The organism is Flexivirga sp. YIM B11880 (assembly GCF_058148645.1).
In genome coordinates, this window is record NZ_JBMAMH010000010.1 from 84,646 (window position 1) to 105,581 (window position 20,936).

The window sequence follows — 20,936 nt, forward strand, 5'->3', positions numbered from 1 at the left end:
TGACCATATGGCGCAACGTGTCCCCACTCGCGAGATCGGCTACGTCAACCCTTACGGCCAGACCTTCTACCAGGGCTCGTATGACGCCGACGAGATCACCGCAGCACTGCTGTGGCCGAACAACCTGCGGATCTACGACCAGATGTACCGCGAGGACTCGCAGGTGTCGGCGATCATGCGCGCCGTGTGCTTGCCGATCCGGCGCGCACAGTACCGGGTGGACCCGGCCGGCGCGTCCGAGGAGGTCATCCGGCTGGTGTCGGAGGATCTCGGGTTGCCGGTGGTGGGTCGTGACCCGGCTGCGGCGACCGGGCGACGAGCGCCGTTCTCATGGAACGACCACGTCCGGCAGGCGTTGCTGATGCTGCGGTACGGGCACATGTTTTTCGAGCAGGTCTACGACGTTTCGACGGGGCAGGCCCGGCTGGCGAAGTTGTCACCACGGATGCCGCGCACCCTGTACGCGATCAACGTCGCCTCGGACGGCGGCCTGGTGTCGATCGAGCAGATCGCACCGTTGGCGACGGGGTCGATGTCGACCACGATCCCGGTTCGTCGTCTCGTTGCGTACGTGCACGAGATGGAGGGCGCTAACTGGTTCGGCACGTCATTGTTGCGGCCCGCGTACAAGCATTGGTTGATCAAGGACCGCCTGTTGCGGGTGCAGGCGCAGGCGATCGACCGGAACGGCATGGGCATCCCGGTGTATGAGGGGTCACTGGAGATGAACGGCCAAGACATCGACGCCGGGTTGAAGACGGCCACGAGTATTCGATCCGGTGATAACTCGGGCACCGCGATCCCGGCCGGTTCGAAGCTCTCGCTGATGGGCGTTACCGGCACCATCCCGAACGCGATGGAGCCGATCAACTACCACGACCAGCAGATCGCTCGCGCGATGCTGGCGCACTTCCTGAACCTTGGCACGCAGACGTCGAGCGCGACCGGTTCCTACAACCTGGGGTCGACGTTCCAGGACTTCTTTGCGATGTCGCTGCAGACCATCGCGGATCACGTCTGTGACGTGGTGACCCGGCATGTCATCGAGGACATCGTGACCCTGAACTGGGGTCCGGATGAGCCGGCGCCGCGGCTGGTGTGTGACGACATCGGCGCCCAGCATGACGCGACCGCGCAAGCGTTGCTGATGCTCGCCCAGGCGGGCGTCCTATCCCCCGACTTCCCGCTGGAGCAGTTCGTGCGCCTGCGGTATGGGCTGCCGATGCCCGACCCGGAGACGCGCCCCGTCCCAGCCGACCCTGCAGGAGGAAACGATGCCCAATCCGCATGAGCGCATGATGATGCGCCACCGCCGCGAGGGCGCCGGGGACGACTGGTGTCGGATCGTCGTGAACAAAGCGACGGGCAATGCCAGCGCGTCCGCTGACGTGATGCTGTACGACGAGATCGGTTTTTGGGGCACCACCGCACAGGATTTCGCGAACCAGCTTGGCGCGCTCGACGTCGGAACCATCAACCTGCACATCAACTCTCCCGGCGGAGAAGTGTACGACGGGATCGCGATCCTCAACGCGTTGCGCAACCACGACGCCACCGTGAACGTGACCGTCGATGGGATCGCCGCGTCCGCGGCGTCGTTCATCGCCATGGCGGGCGACACGATCACCATGGCACGCAATAGCGAGCTGATGATCCACGACGCGTCGGGTCTGGTGATCGGCGGACCGGACGACATGGCCGAGTTCGCTGACCGGCTGAACACGATGAGTGACAATATCGCGTCGATCTACGCCGAACGCGCCGGCGGCACCGTGCAGGACTGGCGCGCCGCGATGAAGGCCGAAACATGGTATTCGGCGCAGGAGGCCGTCGACGCCGGCCTGGCCGACAAGGTGCAGGCCAAGGAAACCGGCGACACGTCGACGAAGAACCGGTTCGACCTGTCGATCTTCAACTACGCGGGCCGCTCCAAAGCGCCCGCACCACCCATCGCGCCGCGCAACGCGCGCACCGATACCCCCGCTGCCGCATCCGCGGACGGGACCAAGGAAACCGACAAGGAAGGGAGCACGATCGTGGCTTTCAGCGACGAATCGACTGCAACCCTGCGGCAGAAGCTCGGTCTGGCCGACGACGCGGACGAGGCGACGATCCTCGCCGCCGTGGACGAGGCCCTCGACGAGCGGGCGGAACCGCAGAACACCACGCAGTTGCCGGAAGGGGTCGTCGCGATCGACGCCGCCCAACTGGACGAGCTGCGTGCGCACGCTGAGGCCGGGCACCAAGCTCGACTGCAGCAGGAGACCGATCACCGGGAGCAGGTCGTCAACGAGGCGGTCCGTACCGGCCGCATCGCCCCGGCCCGCCGGGAAGCGTGGCTGAACCGCTTGCAGGCGGACCCGGAGGAGGAGACGACCCTCAACTCCCTGGAACCGGGTCTCGTCCCCGTCAACGAACTCGGGACCGCTGTCGGTCTCGACGACGACACAACCGACCAGCCGATCAACGACGCCGAGGCGAGCGCCCTGGCCCGGATGACCGGCCTGACGAAGGAGGCGTTCCTCCGTGGCTGATTACCTGCCGAAGTATTTCCCCGGCGACAGTGTCACTTTCACTGCCGGCACCGGCGGTGTGACTGGCGGTCTGCTGGTCGACGTGAACGGTGCGGTCGCTGCGGCCGGTTCGTGCGTGGCCGGTGTCGCCGGCCAGGACGCCGTGGCCGGGGCGCCCTTCACGGTCATCCGTGAGGGCGTGCAGCGTCTCAAGACGAGCGCGGCCGTGACCGCGGGTCAACCGCTCAAGGCCACCGCGGGCGGCACCGTCGCGCCGTGGGTGTCGGGCACCGACAACGCCAACCTCTACATCGGGGACGCTTGGTCAGCCGCCGCTTCTGGCGCGCTGGTCGACGCGGTCCTCCGGTTCTGACAGGAGACCAGGAGATGCCTGACACCACCTACGATTTCCCGATCCCGACCATCAATGGTCAGGCGATCACCGTTCAGTGGCTCGTCGCGGACCCGCGACGGATCTACCGGCTGCTGAACACCATCGTGCAGCAGCGCCTCATCGGGCACCGGTTGCTCACTGGCCGTGTCGACCTGACGGGAACCGGTGCGACGATCTACGAGATCGCGGAGAACATCTTCGCGGACTCGCAGTCGGCGACGGTGGCCCCGCTGGCAGAGTACCCGCTGACGGAGACCACGCCGGGCACGCTGGCGACGGTGAAGCCGCTGAAGGATGGTCTGAAGACCATCATCAGCGACGAGGCCATCGCCCACAACCGCATCGACACCGTCATGCGGAACCTGATCAAGATCGCCAACACGCTCGTGTTCAAGGCGGATGGTCTGACCTTGGCGGCTGTTGCGTCGAAGGTCACCCAGACCCAGAACGTGGTCGCTGCATGGAACACCGGCACCGCGAACCCGTTCGTGGACATCGGTCTCGCCGGTGCGCAGATCGACTCGCAGAACAAGGGTTACACCGCGAACGTGGTGGCGATGAACCCGACCGCGTTCGTGTACGCGATCTCCCGCGCCGCGGTGCTGGACTACATGCCCCGCGAGCAGGCGAACAACGTCATCTCGTCGGGGAACATGGCCCGGATCGCGGGCGTGTCGTATCTGAAGACCACGAACATGCCGTCGGGCATTTCTGCGGTCGTGGCGGACTCCACGATGCTCGGGTCGATCGCGTTCGAGAACCTCGGCGGCGGTTACCAGGGGTCGGCTGACCCTGACGGTGACTCCGGCGGCGTGGAGGCGAAGCGGTTCCGGGATGACGACAAGGACGGCGTGGTCGTCCAGTCTCGCCTGGTGCGTGCGCCGATGGTTGTGGAGCCGGGCGCTGGTTGCTTGCTGACGACCGCACAGGTGGGTGTCTGACGTGGGGTACGTGGTTGCCGCACCGATGGCGCTTGTCGACCGGACCGACGGGTCCACCGCTACCTGTTTGCGCGGGTCGGCGGTCCCCGAGGATGCCGCCGAGAAGCACCTGGAGCACCTGCTGAACCTCGGCCTAGTGGTCGAGGCAGACCCGGCCCCGGCTGGTCTCGTGGGTCGCGCCGACGCTGGCGTTCCGGAGCCGTCCGCGAAGGTGCCCGCGAAGGTAGCATCCAAGGATGAGTGGGTGACGTACGCCGTCTCCCAGGGTGTCCCGCAGGACGAGGCTGAGTCGTCCACGAAGGACCAGCTGGTCGAGCGGTTCAAGGGCTGACCGGGCATGCCGCTCATCGCCCCCGACGATCTCGGGACGTGGATGGGTCGCACTCTCGACGATGCTCGGGCTACGGCGTCCATCCGGATCTCTGAGGGCTGGTTGCTCGCGGAGACCCGGATGGACCCGTGGCCGACGACTGACCTCGGGGACATCATCCCGGAGGATCTCCGGTCATGGTGCCTAGAGCTTTCGGCGCTCTGCTACGTCAATAACCCGAAGTCGATGACGCAACGCCAAACCGGCGGCGTGGTCACAGCGTGGGAGCCGACCGAGTTGGCGAAACGGCAGGCGATCCTGTCTGCGGCGCGCGCCCGGTACAACACGGTCGGTTTGCCGCAGGGGTCATTCCCGGCGGCGCAGTGCTGGCCGGACCCGGCGTATCCGTGGGGTGGGTGGGGTCCGGCGAACCCCTACTACTTATGAGCGGCGACGTTGACGGCTCCCCGCTGGGCAACGACACGATCATCGTAGTCCGTGCCAACCCGTCGGGGGATGAGGACGCGTACGGCAACGCGGTCCCGGGTGCGCCGACGAGGACCCCGATCGACGGGTGCAACGTGCAACCGTTCGTGGCGCGGAACACGTCGGAGGCGCAGACACCGACCGAGGACGTGGTGATCTCGAAGTGGCGGCTGTTCATGCCGTACGGGTCGGATGTGCGTCCCACGGATGAGATCGATTTCGGCGGCTTGAAGTTGCAGGTCGACGGTGACGTGATGACGTGGGAGCCGGACGACTACGGCGATGGGTTCGCGGAGACGTACTTGAAGCGTTGGAGCGGGTGAGTGAGATGGTCCGGTTCATTGGTGGTACGCATCAGCAGATCGCTGAGATTTCGCAGCTCGCGATGGAGTCGAAGGCGGCTCAGGCGCTTGCGGAGAAGATCGCCGAGGAAGCGAAGCGCATCGCTGTCGAGTCGGGTCACCCGGAGCTGGCGGACGCGACGACGGTGACGAGCGTGCGGCCGAGGGGTCGCGGGCAGATCGCGGTCGTGATCGACCACCCGGACGCGACGGCGGTCGAGTTCGGCGACACCGGCACCGAGGCGGCCCGGATCCTTGGCAAGGCTGCTGGCGTGCCGCTCTGGCCGGATGTCGGAATGTGATGACTCTCCCGTATCAGACTGGCGGGCTTGATGTTTGGCCTGACCCGGAAGCGCTCACCATTTCCTGGCTGAAGCCGAATATGCCCGGCGTGAATATTCGCACCGAGACGAATACCACGTTCGGCACTGATAGCCCGGACGCGTCGATGATGCTGCCGCTGGTGCTGGTCAACGCCGTCACCTCCGGTCAGGGAATCGGTGGCGATTCGGTCACCGAGTCCATGATGGTCGACCTGCAGTGCTACGGCGCGACCCGCGCCGACGCGTGGACGCTGTACCACCAGGCGCACGCGTGGATGATGCGCGCCCGAACCCAGAGAACAGCCGTCGGCACGTTCGATGACGTGCGGCTCGTCAACTGCATGGGTGTCGTGCAGCACACCAACCCATCTCTGCGTCGTGTGATTGCGACGTATGGAATCTCCGCCCGCGCACAGGCGACCGCCTGACGCAAAACGCAACAACCGCAAGCCTCCTCGGACACGCCGAGGGGGCTTTTCCTATGGAGGAGTAACGAACATGACTGGAACCTCAGTCGAGACGCTCCAGGCTCTCAACGCGCAGGCGGATCTCAAGTTTCAGGTCGGCGGCATCCTGTTCGCCGACCAGACCGCCACCGCGCCGGACCCTGACGGGCTGATCGCCGCCGACGGCACCCTGACGATCCCGGCCGGGTACACGTCAGGTGGCCTGCTGACCAGTGACGGCATCACCCGGTCACGGTCGCTGTCGGTGGACAACGAGCAGGCGTGGCAGACGTTGGCGACGATCCGCACGGATGTGACGGACGATCAGGTGACGTTGAAGTGCAAGTTCGAGGAGTTCAACCTCGTTACGTTCGCGCTGCGTGAGGGACTGACTCTCGCGGCCGCGGCCGCCAAGTTCACGGTGGGTGGGGTCGCGAACAAGCGTGACGCGAGCGGGATTCAGCCGCCGCGGCGGATGATCGTGATCGCACGAGACACCAACTACAACGTGACCATGGCGCAGATCGTCCCGAACGGGATCTTGTCGGCGCAGGGTGACGAGACGGTGGCCCGGTCAACGTCGTACCAGCTGGATGCGACGTTCAACTGCAACCTCGACTCGACGTACGGCACCGATTACGCACTCGCGTTGAACGGGCCGGGCATGGCGAAACTGGTCGGGTCTGCCGGGCTGAACGCGTGGGCAGCGACCACCGCCTACTCCGTGAACGACGAGGTGACGAACTCGGGTGCGGTGCTGGAGTGCACCACTCAGGGCACGTCCGGTTCGACTGCGCCGACCAACCCGGCTGTCGGCAGCACTGTCACCGACGGCACCGTGGTCTGGACGCGCCTGTCCTGACTCTGAAACGCCGGGTGGCGGCGAAAATCCGGAGATTCCCGCCGCCACCCGGTCACCACCCTGGAATCTCCGAAACCATCACGAATCAAAGGAATCTCCATGCCTGCTGCACTCCGCAAAAAGAACGAGGACAACTTCTACCGCCGCGCCCAGCTTGAGGCGATGATCCGGGAAGAGTTCGCCGACCTGAAGGTGTTCGAGTCCGACGACGGCGAAGAGTGGTTCGTCTACCACCCGCAGGGTCAACCCGATGACGCCGTTGAAGCGTTGGACGGTGTGCAGGGTCAGATCGAGATCGCGAAGGTCATGATCGAGGCCCGCAACGGCAAGGGATCGTGGGAACGGTTCCGGGAGGCCGGCGGGCAGTCGATGTACGTCATGTACGCGATCAAGCGTGAACAGGACCGCATGTCGGGTGAGACACCGGGTGAGGGGACCCCTACCACCTGAGCGGGCTCATGGGCGAATGGCCCGAAGACACGCGCGCTGCCCTGTGTCAGGAGTACGCGCCTCGGGACCCGTTCGCCGAGTTCGCTCGCGGTGAGATCACGCTCAACGCTCTCCGCATCCTTGTGCAGCACCTGTACGCGTGGACGCAGGTACAGGAGTTGCTCGCGGCCGTCTACGACCAATCCCTGTGGGGTCGTTGGGATTACGCCCGGGCGCACATTGCCGAGGGCGATCCGGTTCCGGAGATGCCGCCGGGTATGCCGCGGCCGTGGGAGCGTGCGGAGCGTGAGCGTGAGGCGGCCGAGAAGGCTGCCGCGACCGTGCAGGCCCGTGACTGGTTCGCGGAAAATGTTGTGCCCCAACTGAACACGTGAGGCGGTGAACCCGTGCCTATTGAGTCTGGTGCCGTCTGGATGCCCGTTTTGCCGGACATGAGTCGATTCAAGGCGACTCTCCGTGCAGGAATGTCAGTTTCGGGTGTCGCGGCGCGTGGCCGGGAAACGGGTGAGTCGTTCTCGACTGCACTGATGCGTGCCATCCGCACCGGCATCTCTCCTATGTCGGCGCAGGTAAAGGCGGCGGCCGAGGCGGCGGCGGCGGCGGTCGAAAAGGCAAACGCGAAGATGGTCGCGTCGTCCCGGAAGTTGGCGGACGCGAACGGGAAAGAGCGTGTCGCGGCGCAACGGCTGGCAGAGTTGCGGGAAAAGGGCACCGCATCCGCGTCGCAGATGGCGCGCGCGGAGGAGTTGTTGGCGTCCGCGCAGCGTCGTTCGGCGTCTGCTGCGGAGGTTGCGGGCGCGGCGTCGACGGAGTTGTCGGCTGCGCAGCAGCGCGCGGCTGCAATTACGGCGGGCATGGGCACGGCGTCCGCAACTGCCGGCGGCCGTTTCCGGGCTGTGGCTGCGACGGTCTCGGGCGGTGCTACCTCGATGACGTCGAAGCTGGGTGGCTTCGCGAAGGCTGTCGGTGGCATGGCTGGCCTTTTCGGTGCGTTCGAGCTGGCGAAGTTCACCGGCGAATCCATCAAGGGCGCCACCGAGTTCCAGAAGGCGACCTCAGTCCTGGTGACGGCTGCGGGTGAGACCAAGTCGAACCTGGAGATCATCCGCAAGGGCATCGTTGACATTTCAAACGATACCGGCACCACCACGGACCAGCTCGCCGAGGGCATGTACACGATCGAGAAGGCCGGGTACCGGGGTGCGAGCGGGCTGAAGATCCTCGACGCCGCAGCGAAGGGTGCCAAGGAGGAGAACGCCGACCTCGGAACCGTCACCAACGCGATGACGTCGATCATGAACTCCTACGGCCTGTCCGCGGACAAGTCGGTGCGGGTCATGAACGAGATGAAAACCGCTGCGGCGCAGTCGAAGACGTCGATGCAGAACTTCGCCGGGTCGTTGTCGACGGTGTTGCCGATCGCGGCCGCGAACCACATCAGTTTCGCGGACATTGCCGGCGACCTGGGCACCCTCACCTCGCACGGCACGAGCGCGCAGGAGGCGACGCAAGAGCTGGCGTTCTCGATCCGGTCCCTATCTGCCCCGAACGCGGTGGCAGTCAAGGAAATGGGCTCGTTGGGGATCTCATCACAGGATGTGGCAACCCACCTGGGCAAGCGCGGCCTGCAGGGCACCATCGAGCAGTTGTCCGAGACGGTCCTGAAGAAAATGGGGCCGTCGGGCAAGTTGCTGCTGAACACGTTCTACACGTCGACGTCGGCGGCGAAGTCGGCTGAGCAGATGTACAACGCCCTCTCGCCGGCAGCGAAGAAGCTTGCCACCTCGTTCAAGAACGGGTCGGAGTCGTACAAGGACTGGATCAAGGAGGCCAAGGAGAACCTCGCGCCGGAGCAGTACAACCAGATCAGCCAGTGGGCCACGTTGCAGAAGAGGGCAACCGGGTTCAACGACGCCATCAAGCAGGGCCTGCCGGGGTCGCAAACGTACTCCGAGGCCATGAAGAAGATGATGGGTGGCGCGACCGGCCTCAACACTGCCCTGATGCTGACGGGTACATCTGCGGAGGCGACGAAGAAGCGCACCGATGCGATCTCGAAGTCTTATGCAGACAACGCGCACGAGGTCGAAGGATGGAAGGCAACCCAGCAGACGGCGGCGGTTGCTCAGGACCGGATGAAGAACTCGATCAAGAACGCCGGCATGGTGATGGCGACGGCGTTCCTGCCGTCCCTGACGAAGATGACGACCGGTATTGCGAACGGCGTCACCGCGGTGATGAGTTTCTCGCAGAAGAACCCAGCACTGGTCAAGGGCCTGGCGATGGTTGCCGGCGGACTACTCGCGGCCTCGGTGGCGGTGTGGGCTTTCAACGCGGCCATGGATGCGAACCCAATCACGCTGATCCTGATTGGTCTCGCAGCGTTGGCCGCTGGTCTTGTGATCGCCTACAACAAGGTCGGTTGGTTCCGCGACGCGGTGAATGCTGCCTGGTCCGGGATAAAGACTGCGATCTCATTTGTGGTCGACTGGTGGCAGAAAACGGCGTGGCCGGCACTGGATTCGACGTTTCACGCGCTCGGCAACGCGGGCCTGTGGGTGTGGCACACGCTCGAATCAGCCTGGTCGGGGGTCAAGGCGGGCATATCCGCGGTCGGTGCCGGGGCGACCTGGCTGTACGAGATGGCGATCAAACCGGCGTTCGATTTCATTGCGGCCGCCGGGAAGTTCCTGTGGGGGTACGTGCTCGGTCCGATCTTCGCGCTGTGGCTTGCGGAGTGGAAGCTGGTCGGCTGGGGCGTGATGTGGCTGTGGAACAGCGCAATTCACCCGTTCTTCCAGAAGATCGGCGACTTCGGTGGATGGTTGTGGAAGGTCGCGATAAAGCCGTCCCTGGACGGGATCAGTTACGGCCTGAAAACCGTTGGAGGCTGGGGCAAGTGGCTGTGGTCGAGCGCGATCCAGCCGACGTTCCAGAAGATCGGTGACTTCACCGGGTGGCTGTGGAACAAGGGTGTCAAGCCGTACCTTGATTTCATCATCTCCGGGTTCAAAACGATGGGCCACTGGGCGAACTGGTTATGGGACAGCGTCATTCACCCGACGTGGAACGCGATCGGGTCCGGGATACACCAGGTGTACACCTCGAAGATTCACCCGGTGATCTCCGCGTTCCAGTCGATCATCAAGAACCTGAAGACGGCCTTCTCCGACACCGTGTCCGGCATCGGTGACGCCTGGCACGGGCTGGTGTCGGTGATCGCGTCGCCGATCAACGTCGTGATCGGGTTCATCGACGACCACTTCATCAAGGGCTTCAACAACATCATGTCGTCGGTGCCGGGCGTGAAGCTGCGGCTGCCGATGATCCCGAAGATCAGCACCGGTGGTAGCAGCAGTGCGCCGGTTGGTCACGGTGGCGGCCACCAGCCGGGCACGCATGGCATGGCGCGTGGCGGGATCTTGCCGGGCATGTCGCGGGTGCACCAAGGTGATGACCAGATGGTGCCGATGCGCCGCGGTGAGGGCGTCTACGTCTCCGAGGCGATGCGCGACCCGTACGAGCGGGCCCGCCTGTTCGCGGTGAACGCGGCCGCACTGTCGGGAAAGCCGCTCGGCCCGTACCAGCGCGGTTTCTCGATCGGCGGCATCATCGGGAACATCGGCAACACGATCGGGAGTGTCGCGTCCGGTGCGTGGAATGCGGCGAAGGATGCGGCGGAGATTCTGGCGCACCCAGTGCAGGCCGTGGAGCGGATCATCGGCCACCTGTTGGGCGGCATCGGGAACTCGTGGCCAGCGCAGGTCGCCGATGGTGGCCTGAAGTCGATGGCGAGCTCGATCGGTAAGAGCATCCTGGGTGCTGTCGGTCTCGGTGGGACTGGTGGCCCTGGCAGCACGGGCAACATCGGGGGCGGCAAGGGGTGGCGCTGGCAGTGGGAGCAGATCCATTCGCACTTCCCGGGCGCGGTCCTGACGTCGGCGTACCGTCCCGGAGCGATCGTCGCCGGGAGCGGTCAGCAGTCGATGCACGCGATCGGTCGCGCCATCGACATCGGCGGGTCGGTGCCGTTGCTGAAGACGATTGCGCGGTGGATCGCGGCGAACTATGGCGCGGGCCCGATGACGCAGTTGCTGTACACGCCGGCGTTCGGGAACATGGGCATCTACGACGGGCACTGGTACCCGCAGCCGTCGGTGACTGTCGCGGAGCACGGGAATCACGTGCACTGGGGTTACGCCCGCGGCGGTGTGGTGGATTCCGTCCCGGTGTTCGATCATGGCGGTGTTCTGGCGCCGGGCCGGAACGTGGTGGACAACCGTCTGGGGCGTCCGGAGCGTCTTGTTCGCGCTGATGAGCATGGCATGTCTGATGCCGACGTGCAGCGGATCGCGGACGCGGTGATGGCCGGCTCGTACCAGGGCACTTACCACGGCGCGGCGCAGCACGACGCGCAACTGGCAATGGCGGCGACTATGAGCAATCGGGCCACGGCTCGCAGTGGAGGGGTCCTCGCGTGAGCATCCAGTGGTCCCCGTACGACATGGTGTCCGGCAACGGAATCCGCGTCGGCATTGACGTGTCATGGTCATCGGTGTCGAATTCGTCGTCGACGGCGACTGCCACGATCAACTACTACGTGGGCGACTACTACTGGTACAGCGACAACGAGACGATCAATTTCGGTGGCGGCCTGATCTCGGGGTCGGCTACCTTCTTCAACAATTTCGGGACCAGTGGCGGCCCGGACGGCAAAGCGCACCTTGTCGCGACCCGCACCTTCACGTACACGTACGGGTCGAGCGAGTACGGAAGTTCACCGGGTACGGCCAGTTTCAGTGCGTCGATCGCGGGCTCCTCGAACGGGTCGTCGCCGTACAAGATCGTGACGACGAACATCCCGGCCCGCCCGTTCGCGGCCCCTGCTGCACCGTCCGGCGTGGCGTTGGGCTGGCAGGGTGACGGGTCGGGGTCGTCTGACACGGTTGTGACGTCGTGGACGCGGCATTCGACTGCGGCCGCACCGTACTCGTCGATGCAGGTGCAGCTTGCCCGGTGGGACGGCACCACGCTCACCGGGTACGGGTCGGCGGGGTCGTACACCACTACCGGCGGCGCGACGAAGTACGCGACACCGTTCGGAACCGCTAACCGGGCATGGCAGGCGCGCGTCCGGGCCATCAACTCCGCTGGTGTGTCGGCATGGGTGGCGGTGCCATCGGGCAGCTACCTGTTCGGCATCCCGGCCGCCCCGTCGTCGGTGAAGGCGCACGTCAGCTCCGATGGCACGTCGATCATCGTGGCGTGGACCCCGAACAGCTACACGCTCGGCGCGACGACGGTCGAGGTGTACCGGTCCGTCAATGGCGGTGCTTACGCGTCCGTGAAGACTGGCCTGTCGCCATCATCGACGGGGTGGACAGACACCGCTCCGGGCGCGGGCTCGAACACGTACCAGGTGCGGGCGCATCACGTGGCGGGCACGTTCGATGATGTTGACCTGTTCTCGACGTGGGCGACGTCGAACACTGTCAACACGATCGTCGCGCCCCTCGCACCGGACAACCTCAGCATCGGCGCTGGCACACCGCCCGACCTATCCCAAGCCAACACGATCACCTGGGCGCACCACGACGGCGGCGACGGCGCAGACATGTCCGCGTTCTCGATCCGCCATTCGACCGACGGCGGATCGACGTGGACGGCGCTGGTCACCAATCAGGCGTCGACCGTCACCTCCTACACGCTCCCGGCGGGGACTCTCACCAATGGGCAGACGTACCAGCTCCAGGTGCAGGACGAGGGCGTCGCGTCGGCCGGTTTCGGGCCGTGGTCGAATGCGCTGACATTCACGGGTGTATCCGCTCCGGTGGTCACGATCACGTCACCGGTTGCGGCGCCCACCACCGGGCACCTGACGGCGGCGTGGACGTATTCTCAGGCCGAGTCGTCGCCGCAGTCCCAATTCGATGTGACTGTAAGTGATTCCAGCGGCAACGTCATTGACCAGATCAATGGCACCACCGCGACATCGGTTGCGCTGCCCGCCCACTACGGCAACGGCGAGGCTTACACCCTGACCTTGACGGTGACGTGCGCGCTGGGCGCTGTCACAACGGCGACGCTCAGCTTCACGCCGGCATTCTCGGTACCCGCTGCCACCATCGCTGACGTCTCGTATCAGCCGCTCACCGGTACGGCGCTGATCAGCTTGGATGCCGGCACACCCGCGGCGGGCGAAACCGTCGCGGTCGGGGCCAGCGTCGAGCGGTCCCTTGACGGCGGCAACACGTGGGTGATGCTCGCACCCGACCTGACGTTGCCAGTCGACTTCATCGACCCACTGCCGACCGTTGCCGGTGACAACACATACCGGATCACCAGCATCAGCGCGGAGCCTGCCTATCGGGCCAATGACCTGATCACGCTGACGACACCGCAGGGCACGTTGGACGGGTCCGGTTTGCCGTGGGTCAGCGGTTGGATCTTCGTCTCATGGGGCGACTCGTTCTCCAACCTTGTGGCGACCCAGACGAACACGACAACGTCGGAGACGCGGTCCGGTTCGCGCGCCGCCGTCCCGATGATGGGCACGGCATACCCGACAGCTCAATTCGGCAAGAACCGCAGCCGCGTGGTGTCCGTGACCGCCTCGGCCATGACACCGAAAGACCCGACGCTTGAACCGAACTATGTGTGGGATTCTCCGGGGACGGACTGGCTGGACATGTCCGATGAGGCGGAGATTATCTGTTACCGGGACTACACCGGGCGGCGGATCTTCGGGCACCTCGGCGACATGCAAGTCAGTGACCCGCGCCCGGGCCGGTCCGATCTGTCTTTCACCGTCACGCAAGACAACTTCACCGAGCAGTGGGGGCCGAACACGATCGGCGGGGTGGGCTGATGCTGCTCCCCCAGACGGTTGACGCGCTCTACCCTGGGCCACCGGTTTTCACCCCCGACGACCTGCTCTGGCAGCCGCGGGCGAACTCGTTCCGATTCGACCTGCTCGACACCAGCGACGGGCTCATCGGTTCGTTGGATGGCGTGCAACCGGGTGGGTCTGTGCAGCAGGATTCGACGTCGGCGGTCCACGGGTCGGGGTCGATCACCGTCACCGACCTGGGGCAGGGTGTCGACTGGACTGACGTGCGGGTCCGTCCCGTGTTGACGATGACCGACCCGTCCGGCAACGGCACCGAGTACCCGCAGGGCGTGTTCATCCCGGCGGCACCGCAGGAGACATGGACGGATTTCGGCAGGTCGTGGGCGGTGCAGCTCACCGACAAGCTGGGCGTGTTGGACACGAACATCCCGACCGACACGAACGGTAACCCGGTCACCTATGCGGTGCCGGCCGGCGCAAACGTCATCGGCACCGTCTGCTCGCTGATCGAGGGTGCGGGCGGCACAACGGAAGCGATCCAACCGGACAGTGAGTCGCTGGTGAAGGCGATGGCGTGGACGTTGGGCACGTCGACCCTGCAGATCATCAACGACCTTTTGGCGGCGTCAGGGTACTTCTCGCTGTCGTGCAATGGTGCGGGTCAGTACCAGTGCACGCCGTATGTGGTGGCGTCGCAGCGTGTCCCGTTGTTCACCGGCCGTAACCCGTTCAGTGACACCCCCGGCGATTCGTTGATGTCACCGGATTACACGCGCAACTGTGACGTGTACGGCATACCACAATTCTTGTTGGCGATCGCGCAAGGTGATGGGACGAATCTGGCGCTCACGTCGGTCGCGACTAACCCAAACCCGGCACCGTCACAGATTGGCCGGTGGGTGGTCAATTCGAGCCTGCAAGCAACGTCGCAGGCCGCGCTCGACTCGCAGGCGCTGATGTTGATGTCGCAGGCAATGTCCGTAACGTCGACTTTCACGATCTCGCACCTGTGGCTGCCAACACTGGGCATGAATCAGGCTGTGCAGTTCACGGATTCGCGGGGCGATTTCGACATGCTCTGCTATGTGACGTCGACGACGACGGCACTTGACCCGGCCGGTATGTGTCAGTCGAACCTTTCGGAGGCGGTGATCTGATGGGAGGCTTCAACAATGTTGGCCCGATCGCGTTTCCGCCGGGTCTGAAGCGGCCGCCGGGGTCGTCCCTGTCGATACCAGCTGATCCGCGTTTCCATACTGGCCCGGTCACCCGTCCGCCGGGGACGACGATGTCGGTTCCTTCGGCGCCGGCCCCTGATGGTGGCATAATCGCGGCCGGCTCACCTGTCGAAACACGGTTCCATTGGGCGACCGTCGTCAACCCGTCCCCGTTGTCGATCATCCTCGACGGCGACACGCTGCCGTTGCCGTTGGTGCCGGACACGTTGATCGACCCGACCGGGATGCTGCCTTACAGCCGCGTGTGGGTGCAGTTGCAGGGCCGTAACGTCATCGTGTTGGGTATGGCCGGCGGTGACATAGCCTGGGTTGACGTGCCGATCAATTCGGGTTTCGCGAAACGCCCGGATGACCAGTACGGTGCCGGTTTTGACCCGCAAGTGATGCTCGACTCATCGGGCATGGTGCATTTCAAGGGCATGATGTCGAACACGGGCATGGCGTCGCTGACGGGCGGTCAGACGGCGATCCTGCAAATGCCCGACGGTTACTGGCCCGAAAGTGAACAGTTCTGGAACGGGTTCATTGGTGCCGACCCGACAGACGTCATCGGCGGGTGGATTTCCCCGAATGACGGGCAAGTGTTCTATTACGGCACGAAGGCCCCGTCGAACTGGTGGTGTTTGTTGATTCCCGCCTATAAGCCGATGCCTGCCGCACCCTACTAGGAGATAACGTGACCACTGTTGTCGGTGTCGACGTGACGACGCTTTCGGATACTGATCTCGCGTCTTTGGGGTCGGCTATTTCGACGGAGCAGGTTCGACGGTCGAATCTTGCGAGCTTGCCGAATCAGGCTGCTTCTCTTGCATCGGTGTTCCTCGCCGCTGGCGGGTCCCGCGCCACCATTCTTGCCGCCGTCCAGAACGCACAGTAAGGGTATTCGATGACGTACACCCCGCATGTTTGGTCACGGCACGACAAGCTCGACTCGACCGCGCTGAACAACCTGGAGCAGGGGCTTGCCGCGGCGACCGTGCAGTCGTTGACGGCGAATGATGCCACGATCGCGCCGATCATCGCCTCGGGGTCGCAGACTCAGGCGGCATTGGATGCCCGGTACACCGATCGCCCGAAGCAGCCCGTCAACGTAGCGAACTACGGATTTTCGAGTGCTTCCATCCTGGCAGCGTTATCGGATGCCGAGGCACGCGGAGTCGGGACCGTGCTCTATCTGCCGGCCGGGACCTATGACGTGGGTGCTGGTCTTTCCCTGGCGGGGAAATCAGTGATGATCCAAGGTGACGGCTCCCACGGAAGCAGTTCCTCGTCACCGTCGGGGACGGTGATCCACGCGTCCAGTCAGAGCGGCCCGGTCATCGACTTCACCGGCTGGGTAACTCCACAGCCTGGGGCAGGGTGCAAGGCGTTCCACGGGCATTTCCAGGTCGTCGGGAGCGGACAACCTGACCCGACCTTGAATAATGCTGGAATCAGAATCAAATCGATGAGTTCCGCCACGTTCAGTGACATATCCATCCAGGGGACGGGAGGTCCATGCCTGGATCTTTCAGACGGAAACGGTTCGTCCTGTTACCTGTCGGATTTCGACCGGATCATCTTCAACACGCCGGTCGACGCTAACTCGAATGACGTTCCGTACTTCCGGGCGGTCGAATGCAACGGAAACAGGTTCCGCGGTTTTGGTTTCCGATCACAGTTGGCGTCCGGTGACGTTGGGCCCTCGGGCGCTATCGTAATTTCGGGCGGCGCAACCTATCCAGACAATTACAACCACATCGACTCATGGTGGTTCGAGAATTTGCACGTCCCGAACGGCGGTACGCTCATCTCCCATGGCGGGCACTCGACATCGATTTCTGACATTCAGTTCTTTGACTGCGCCAAGGAATCAGGCGCTTCGGGCACATCCTATATCCGGCTGAACAACACCGGGTCGTCCACTGGCGGTATCGGTGGCAACACGATCACGGGTGTGATCCCTGGGAACGGGGGGAGCACTAACAGCATTGATACCGGGGTGGATGTGCGCCAATCGTACAATTCGATCCGCGGCGTGAAGGGATACCGGGGGAAGAATGTCACTCTCGCGTCGGGCGTGAACTATGTGGACGTGGACCTGCGCGGGTCGGTGTCGGCGGCCTCTGATCCTGCGGTGATCGATAACTCCGGGACCACCACCAACTCGTGGCGCGACTCCTATCTGCGGGTGGTTCATTCTGCGTCGTCTTGGGAGTCGGACTCGACTGCTAACGGGCCACGGTTTTATACCGCGTCGGTCACTGGAAACGGGTCGTTGTGGCTGGGCAAAGGTGGCGTGGGGCATCAGGCGGCGACCGGTGACCATTACATGTGGCAGAACCGTTTGTTCCTCAAGGATGTCACCGGAAGTAACCCGGCTTCGGTGTTCATTGGCCCGACCTCATCGTCTCCGTCGATTAGTAGTGGTGCTGGTTCCCCCAATGGTGTTGTGACGGGGGCTGTCGGGTCGATTTACTTGTGCAATAACGGTTCTGCGGGGTCGACGTTGTGGGTGAAGGAGTCTGGAACCGGTAATACAGGGTGGGTGGCAAAGTGAACACTGACCCGGCCCGTCACCGTCTCGGCCGCCGCGGGGCGTCCCTGCTCATCCTCGGCGTCATGTGGCTGTGCGAGGCCGCGCTCACCTGGCTGACGCACACCCCGGTCCCGCACTTCTGGGTCCTGTCCCACGGCTGGCAGTTGCAGTGCGCCGGGTGGACGGTCAGCGGCCTCGTCGCGGTCTGGGCCGCGTTCCGCCGGCAAGGGCACGACGCGGCCGGTTGGGCCGCCGTGTACGTGATGGCGTTCTTCGTTGCCGTCGCCGTCGCCGAAGGAACCGTCGAGGCCGCCCTGAACGGCACACCCGGCCGCGCCCTGCTCGTCCTGGTCCTGTCCGGGTGCGTGAACTACGGCATCCTCGCCCTGATCCTGGTGATATCGGGGTGGCGTGAACCGGTCGAAATGCCCACCTTCGAGAAGGGGGCCGACCAGTGAGCCTCACCGAGATCATGACCGCAATCGGCGGTTTCTGCGCCCTCGTCGTCGGGTTCTTCACCGCACGCCACGTCAACCGCTCCGCCCAGGACACCAGCACCGAAATACCGGGCGCTGCAGCGTGGCGGACCCTCGCCAACATGGAGGACCGGCTCACCGCCGCCGAGAAACGGGTGGAGTCACTCGAAACCGACCTCGGCACCGAACGCGCACACTCCCGCGGCCAGGACGACGCGATCAAAGCCCTCGAGCAGCAGATGGCGCGCGCTGTCCGGCACATCCGGGATTTTTGGCGCTGGATCGACGGCGGCGCGAAACCCCCACCACCGAGGCGCCCCGACTGGCTCACCGGGCTACCCGGATGGGCCGACACCCTCGACGACGACGACCGCCACCCCTGAACCGTCACAGCCCCGACCGATCCGGCCGGGGCTTTCCCATGCCAGCACCAGCAAGGAGACGTCATGCCCAAGTGGCTCAACGAGTTCACCCGCAACACGCATCAATTCGACGCGTACACAAGCAGATTCGGCTACGCGTGCGCCTACACCAACGGACGACCGCAACCCATCAGCGGCCACCGCGGGCTCATCCACTCCACTGAAGGATCGTCCCTGCCCGCCTACCAGGGCGGGCGGGTCAACCCCAACTTCACCGTGGACCCGTGGCGGAAACGGCGCTACCAGCACGTCCCCGCCGACATCGCCTCCCGCGCCACCATGGCCAACAACGACGCCTACGTCCAGATCGAGATCGTCGGGTTCTGCGACCTCGCCTACGCCATCAAGTACGGCATGCAGTCCTACTACCTGGAGCGGATGGGCGCCGACGAACTCGCCTACATCGCCGAATCCCTCGCGATCATCGGGCAGGCCAACGCCATCCCGATCCAGTCGTCCGTCACCTGGGAGGCATACCCCAAGTCGGCGTGGGCAGACAACGGCGTGCGCTTGTCGCAGGCCGCGCTCAATGGCTACTCCGGATGGCTCGGACACCAGCACGCACCGAAACCGGACGTGCACGGCGACCCCGGCACGTGGCCGCACACCATGGACCTGTGGTCGGCCATGCGCGGCGCCAACCCGGCACCCAAGCCCACGCCCAGCAAGCTCGCCGTCGACGGGTACCTGGGCCAGAACACCGTCAACCGGTGGGCCGCCGTCATGGGCACCCACACCGGCCGCCACGACCTGATCGTCGCCGTCCAGACCTACCTCAACCGGATCGGCTGCCGGGACGAGAACGGCAACAAGCTCGTCGTGGACGGCGTGTGCGACCTCGACAACACCGCCCACGCCACCGCCAAGCAACACACCACCGCCGCCGTGCAACGCCACCTCGGCACACCCATCGACGGCGTGTGGTCGCACCCGTCATCCGGCGTGCAGGCGCTCCAGCGCGCGCTCAATGCCGCCAAATCCGGAAGCAAGGAGTTCTGATGAACAAGCTCAAGAACGAACCCGCCGTCGTCACGTCCGTCCTGGTCGCGCTCGTCGGTGCGGCTGCCACGCTGGGGATCATCGGCACCGACACCCAGGACCAGTTGGTCGCGGTCATCACCGCCGTCGTGCCGATCATCGGCGGCCTGATCGTGCGCGCGTCGGTGACCCCGAACGCGAAGGGCAAGGCATCGGCGGCAGTGAAGGCCGGGACCGTCTACGTGGACGTGAAGCCTCGCATCGATCGCGCCGCATTCAAGGACGCCGCCGCACCGACGGATGCGCCGATCGATGACGCGACGATCGCAGCCGACACCACACCGGAGCCGGCACCCGCGCCGGAGCCGGCACCTGCGCCCGAGCCTGCACCTGCGCCGGCTGAGGACCCGGTGAAGGCGCAACTCAAGGCCGCCATCGAGACCGTGCGCGCTCAGTCCAACGCCCAGAACAACGCACGGGCCGCCGCAGCAACCGCGGCCGTGGACGCCAGTGCCTGAGCCACGCCCCGGCGACTTCGCCGTCGTCTGCGGCACCCTCGCCCAGGCCGTCCAGGACCGCAACTGGGGCGCCGCACTCATCGAGCTAGTCACCCGCGGCCCCGCGTACCACGCCCTCATTTGCGTCGACCAGGGGCGCGGCATCGAAGCCCGACCACACGGCGCCGGGTACGTGCAGTTGGACTCCTACGACCCGGCCCGGCCGGCCCGGCTGCTCTGGTCACACGCACCACTCACGAACGCCCAACGCGACAACCTCGCATCCCAGGCGCGCCAGTTCATCGGCACCCCGTACGGCTGGGGCGACGACCTCGCCATCGGCCTCGACGCCCTCGGCCTCCACTCCGGGTGGGTCCGGGGCAGGCTCAACGACCCGCACACGGTGATCTGCTCGCAACTCGTGGCCGTGTGCTACGCCCGCGCCGGAATCCCGTTGTGCACCAAGGACCCGTCACGGGTCACACCCAACGATTTACGCGCGGTCATCCAAGAACGCGACGTGCCGCCCTGGTGGTGACCGCCACCCGACCACCGGAAGGAGGAACCATGGACCTCGACAGCATCACCGTCATCTGGGACCCCGAGTGAGCGTCCCCAGCGAACGAACGCCCCTCGCCTATTCGGAGGCGAGGGGCGCTTTCGTCATTTCGTGCAGGGTAACGCTTGGGTAATTCAGCGACCTCGACTCGCTCTAGCGTTGCAATTCCGGGTGGATGTGAAGGGACTCGAACCCCTGACCTCTCGCGTGTGAAGCGAACGCTCTAACCAGCTGAGCTACACATCCGGGCGCCGCGACGAGGCCGTCATACGGTCCGTGCTGCGAGCGCCAACATTAGCCGACGGCGGGCACCGGCGCATAATCGGGTGGAC

23 protein-coding genes and 1 tRNA gene are annotated in these 20,936 nt (G+C 65.0%); 23 read left to right on the forward strand and 1 reads right to left on the reverse strand.

Features of this window, described 5'->3' with window-relative positions:
• The first annotated feature begins 7 nt into the window (after window positions 1–7).
• From ACN8HC_RS14665 to ACN8HC_RS14775, 23 genes are all read left to right on the forward strand, one after another.
• Entirely contained in the window at window positions 8–1,291 is a 1,284-nt protein-coding gene (locus ACN8HC_RS14665; RefSeq protein WP_490075579.1) for a phage portal protein family protein, read from the forward strand.
• Window positions 1,275–2,534, forward strand: a complete 1,260-nt coding sequence (locus tag ACN8HC_RS14670) for a head maturation protease, ClpP-related (protein ID WP_490075580.1) — start codon at window positions 1,275–1,277, stop codon at window positions 2,532–2,534. Before ACN8HC_RS14665 ends, ACN8HC_RS14670 begins: the two co-directional genes overlap by 17 nt.
• Window positions 2,527–2,886: a capsid cement protein gene (locus tag ACN8HC_RS14675; RefSeq protein WP_490075581.1), complete on the forward strand. Its 360-nt coding sequence runs from the start codon at window positions 2,527–2,529 to the stop codon at window positions 2,884–2,886. Before ACN8HC_RS14670 ends, ACN8HC_RS14675 begins: the two co-directional genes overlap by 8 nt.
• Window positions 2,887–2,900: 14 nt before the next feature.
• On the forward strand, window positions 2,901–3,848 hold the full coding sequence (locus ACN8HC_RS14680; protein WP_490075582.1) for a phage major capsid protein: 948 nt from the start codon (window positions 2,901–2,903) through the stop codon (window positions 3,846–3,848).
• Window positions 3,841–4,179, forward strand: a complete 339-nt coding sequence (locus tag ACN8HC_RS14685) for a hypothetical protein (RefSeq protein WP_490075583.1) — start codon at window positions 3,841–3,843, stop codon at window positions 4,177–4,179. The genes ACN8HC_RS14680 and ACN8HC_RS14685 overlap by 8 nt, the downstream gene beginning before the upstream one ends.
• A 225-nt stretch (window positions 4,180–4,404) precedes the next feature.
• Window positions 4,405–4,605, forward strand: coding sequence for a hypothetical protein (locus ACN8HC_RS14690; RefSeq protein WP_490075584.1), 201 nt, complete (start codon window positions 4,405–4,407; stop codon window positions 4,603–4,605).
• Window positions 4,602–4,967, forward strand: coding sequence for a hypothetical protein (locus tag ACN8HC_RS14695; RefSeq protein ID WP_490075585.1), 366 nt, complete (start codon window positions 4,602–4,604; stop codon window positions 4,965–4,967). The genes ACN8HC_RS14690 and ACN8HC_RS14695 overlap by 4 nt, the downstream gene beginning before the upstream one ends.
• Window positions 4,964–5,287: a hypothetical protein gene (locus tag ACN8HC_RS14700; RefSeq protein WP_490075586.1), complete on the forward strand. Its 324-nt coding sequence runs from the start codon at window positions 4,964–4,966 to the stop codon at window positions 5,285–5,287. The genes ACN8HC_RS14695 and ACN8HC_RS14700 overlap by 4 nt, the downstream gene beginning before the upstream one ends.
• Window positions 5,287–5,736: a hypothetical protein gene (locus tag ACN8HC_RS14705; RefSeq protein ID WP_490075587.1), complete on the forward strand. Its 450-nt coding sequence runs from the start codon at window positions 5,287–5,289 to the stop codon at window positions 5,734–5,736. The genes ACN8HC_RS14700 and ACN8HC_RS14705 overlap by 1 nt, the downstream gene beginning before the upstream one ends.
• A 70-nt stretch (window positions 5,737–5,806) precedes the next feature.
• Window positions 5,807–6,616, forward strand: a complete 810-nt coding sequence (locus ACN8HC_RS14710) for a phage tail tube protein (protein ID WP_490075588.1) — start codon at window positions 5,807–5,809, stop codon at window positions 6,614–6,616.
• Between the two features lie 99 nt (window positions 6,617–6,715).
• Complete coding sequence (locus ACN8HC_RS14715) at window positions 6,716–7,066, forward strand: hypothetical protein (protein WP_490075589.1); 351 nt, start codon at window positions 6,716–6,718, stop codon at window positions 7,064–7,066.
• An 8-nt stretch (window positions 7,067–7,074) separates the two neighbouring features.
• Window positions 7,075–7,440 (forward strand): hypothetical protein, encoded by a 366-nt coding sequence (locus ACN8HC_RS14720; protein WP_490075590.1) that lies wholly within the window; start codon window positions 7,075–7,077, stop codon window positions 7,438–7,440.
• Between the two features lie 153 nt (window positions 7,441–7,593).
• Window positions 7,594–11,547 (forward strand): phage tail tape measure protein, encoded by a 3,954-nt coding sequence (locus tag ACN8HC_RS14725; protein ID WP_490075591.1) that lies wholly within the window; start codon window positions 7,594–7,596, stop codon window positions 11,545–11,547.
• Window positions 11,544–13,934, forward strand: a complete 2,391-nt coding sequence (locus ACN8HC_RS14730) for a phage tail protein (RefSeq protein WP_490075592.1) — start codon at window positions 11,544–11,546, stop codon at window positions 13,932–13,934. Before ACN8HC_RS14725 ends, ACN8HC_RS14730 begins: the two co-directional genes overlap by 4 nt.
• Before the next feature lie 161 nt (window positions 13,935–14,095).
• A complete protein-coding gene (locus ACN8HC_RS14735; RefSeq protein ID WP_490075593.1) occupies window positions 14,096–15,073 on the forward strand; it encodes a hypothetical protein in 978 nt (325 codons plus the stop codon).
• Window positions 15,073–15,822, forward strand: coding sequence for a hypothetical protein (locus ACN8HC_RS14740; RefSeq protein WP_490075594.1), 750 nt, complete (start codon window positions 15,073–15,075; stop codon window positions 15,820–15,822). The genes ACN8HC_RS14735 and ACN8HC_RS14740 overlap by 1 nt, the downstream gene beginning before the upstream one ends.
• An 8-nt stretch (window positions 15,823–15,830) precedes the next feature.
• Window positions 15,831–16,031 (forward strand): hypothetical protein, encoded by a 201-nt coding sequence (locus tag ACN8HC_RS14745; RefSeq protein WP_490075595.1) that lies wholly within the window; start codon window positions 15,831–15,833, stop codon window positions 16,029–16,031.
• A 9-nt stretch (window positions 16,032–16,040) separates the two neighbouring features.
• Entirely contained in the window at window positions 16,041–17,693 is a 1,653-nt protein-coding gene (locus tag ACN8HC_RS14750) for a hypothetical protein (RefSeq protein ID WP_490075596.1), read from the forward strand.
• Complete coding sequence (locus ACN8HC_RS14755; RefSeq protein WP_490075597.1) at window positions 17,690–18,130, forward strand: hypothetical protein; 441 nt, start codon at window positions 17,690–17,692, stop codon at window positions 18,128–18,130. The genes ACN8HC_RS14750 and ACN8HC_RS14755 overlap by 4 nt, the downstream gene beginning before the upstream one ends.
• Window positions 18,127–18,531 carry a hypothetical protein gene (locus ACN8HC_RS14760; RefSeq protein ID WP_490075598.1) on the forward strand — a complete coding sequence of 135 codons (405 nt, stop codon included), beginning with the start codon at window positions 18,127–18,129 and terminating at the stop codon, window positions 18,529–18,531. The genes ACN8HC_RS14755 and ACN8HC_RS14760 overlap by 4 nt, the downstream gene beginning before the upstream one ends.
• 63 nt (window positions 18,532–18,594) lie before the next feature.
• The gene (locus ACN8HC_RS14765; protein ID WP_490075599.1) at window positions 18,595–19,569 is read left to right on the forward strand and encodes a hypothetical protein; all 975 of its coding nucleotides are present in this window, start codon (window positions 18,595–18,597) and stop codon (window positions 19,567–19,569) included.
• The gene (locus ACN8HC_RS14770) at window positions 19,569–20,066 is read left to right on the forward strand and encodes a hypothetical protein (RefSeq protein WP_490075600.1); all 498 of its coding nucleotides are present in this window, start codon (window positions 19,569–19,571) and stop codon (window positions 20,064–20,066) included. Before ACN8HC_RS14765 ends, ACN8HC_RS14770 begins: the two co-directional genes overlap by 1 nt.
• Window positions 20,059–20,583, forward strand: coding sequence for a hypothetical protein (locus ACN8HC_RS14775; RefSeq protein ID WP_490075601.1), 525 nt, complete (start codon window positions 20,059–20,061; stop codon window positions 20,581–20,583). Before ACN8HC_RS14770 ends, ACN8HC_RS14775 begins: the two co-directional genes overlap by 8 nt.
• Window positions 20,584–20,776: 193 nt before the next feature.
• Here ACN8HC_RS14775 and ACN8HC_RS14780 read toward each other — a convergent pair.
• Window positions 20,777–20,850, reverse strand: a tRNA-Val gene (locus ACN8HC_RS14780).
• Window positions 20,851–20,936: the final 86 nt, after the last annotated feature.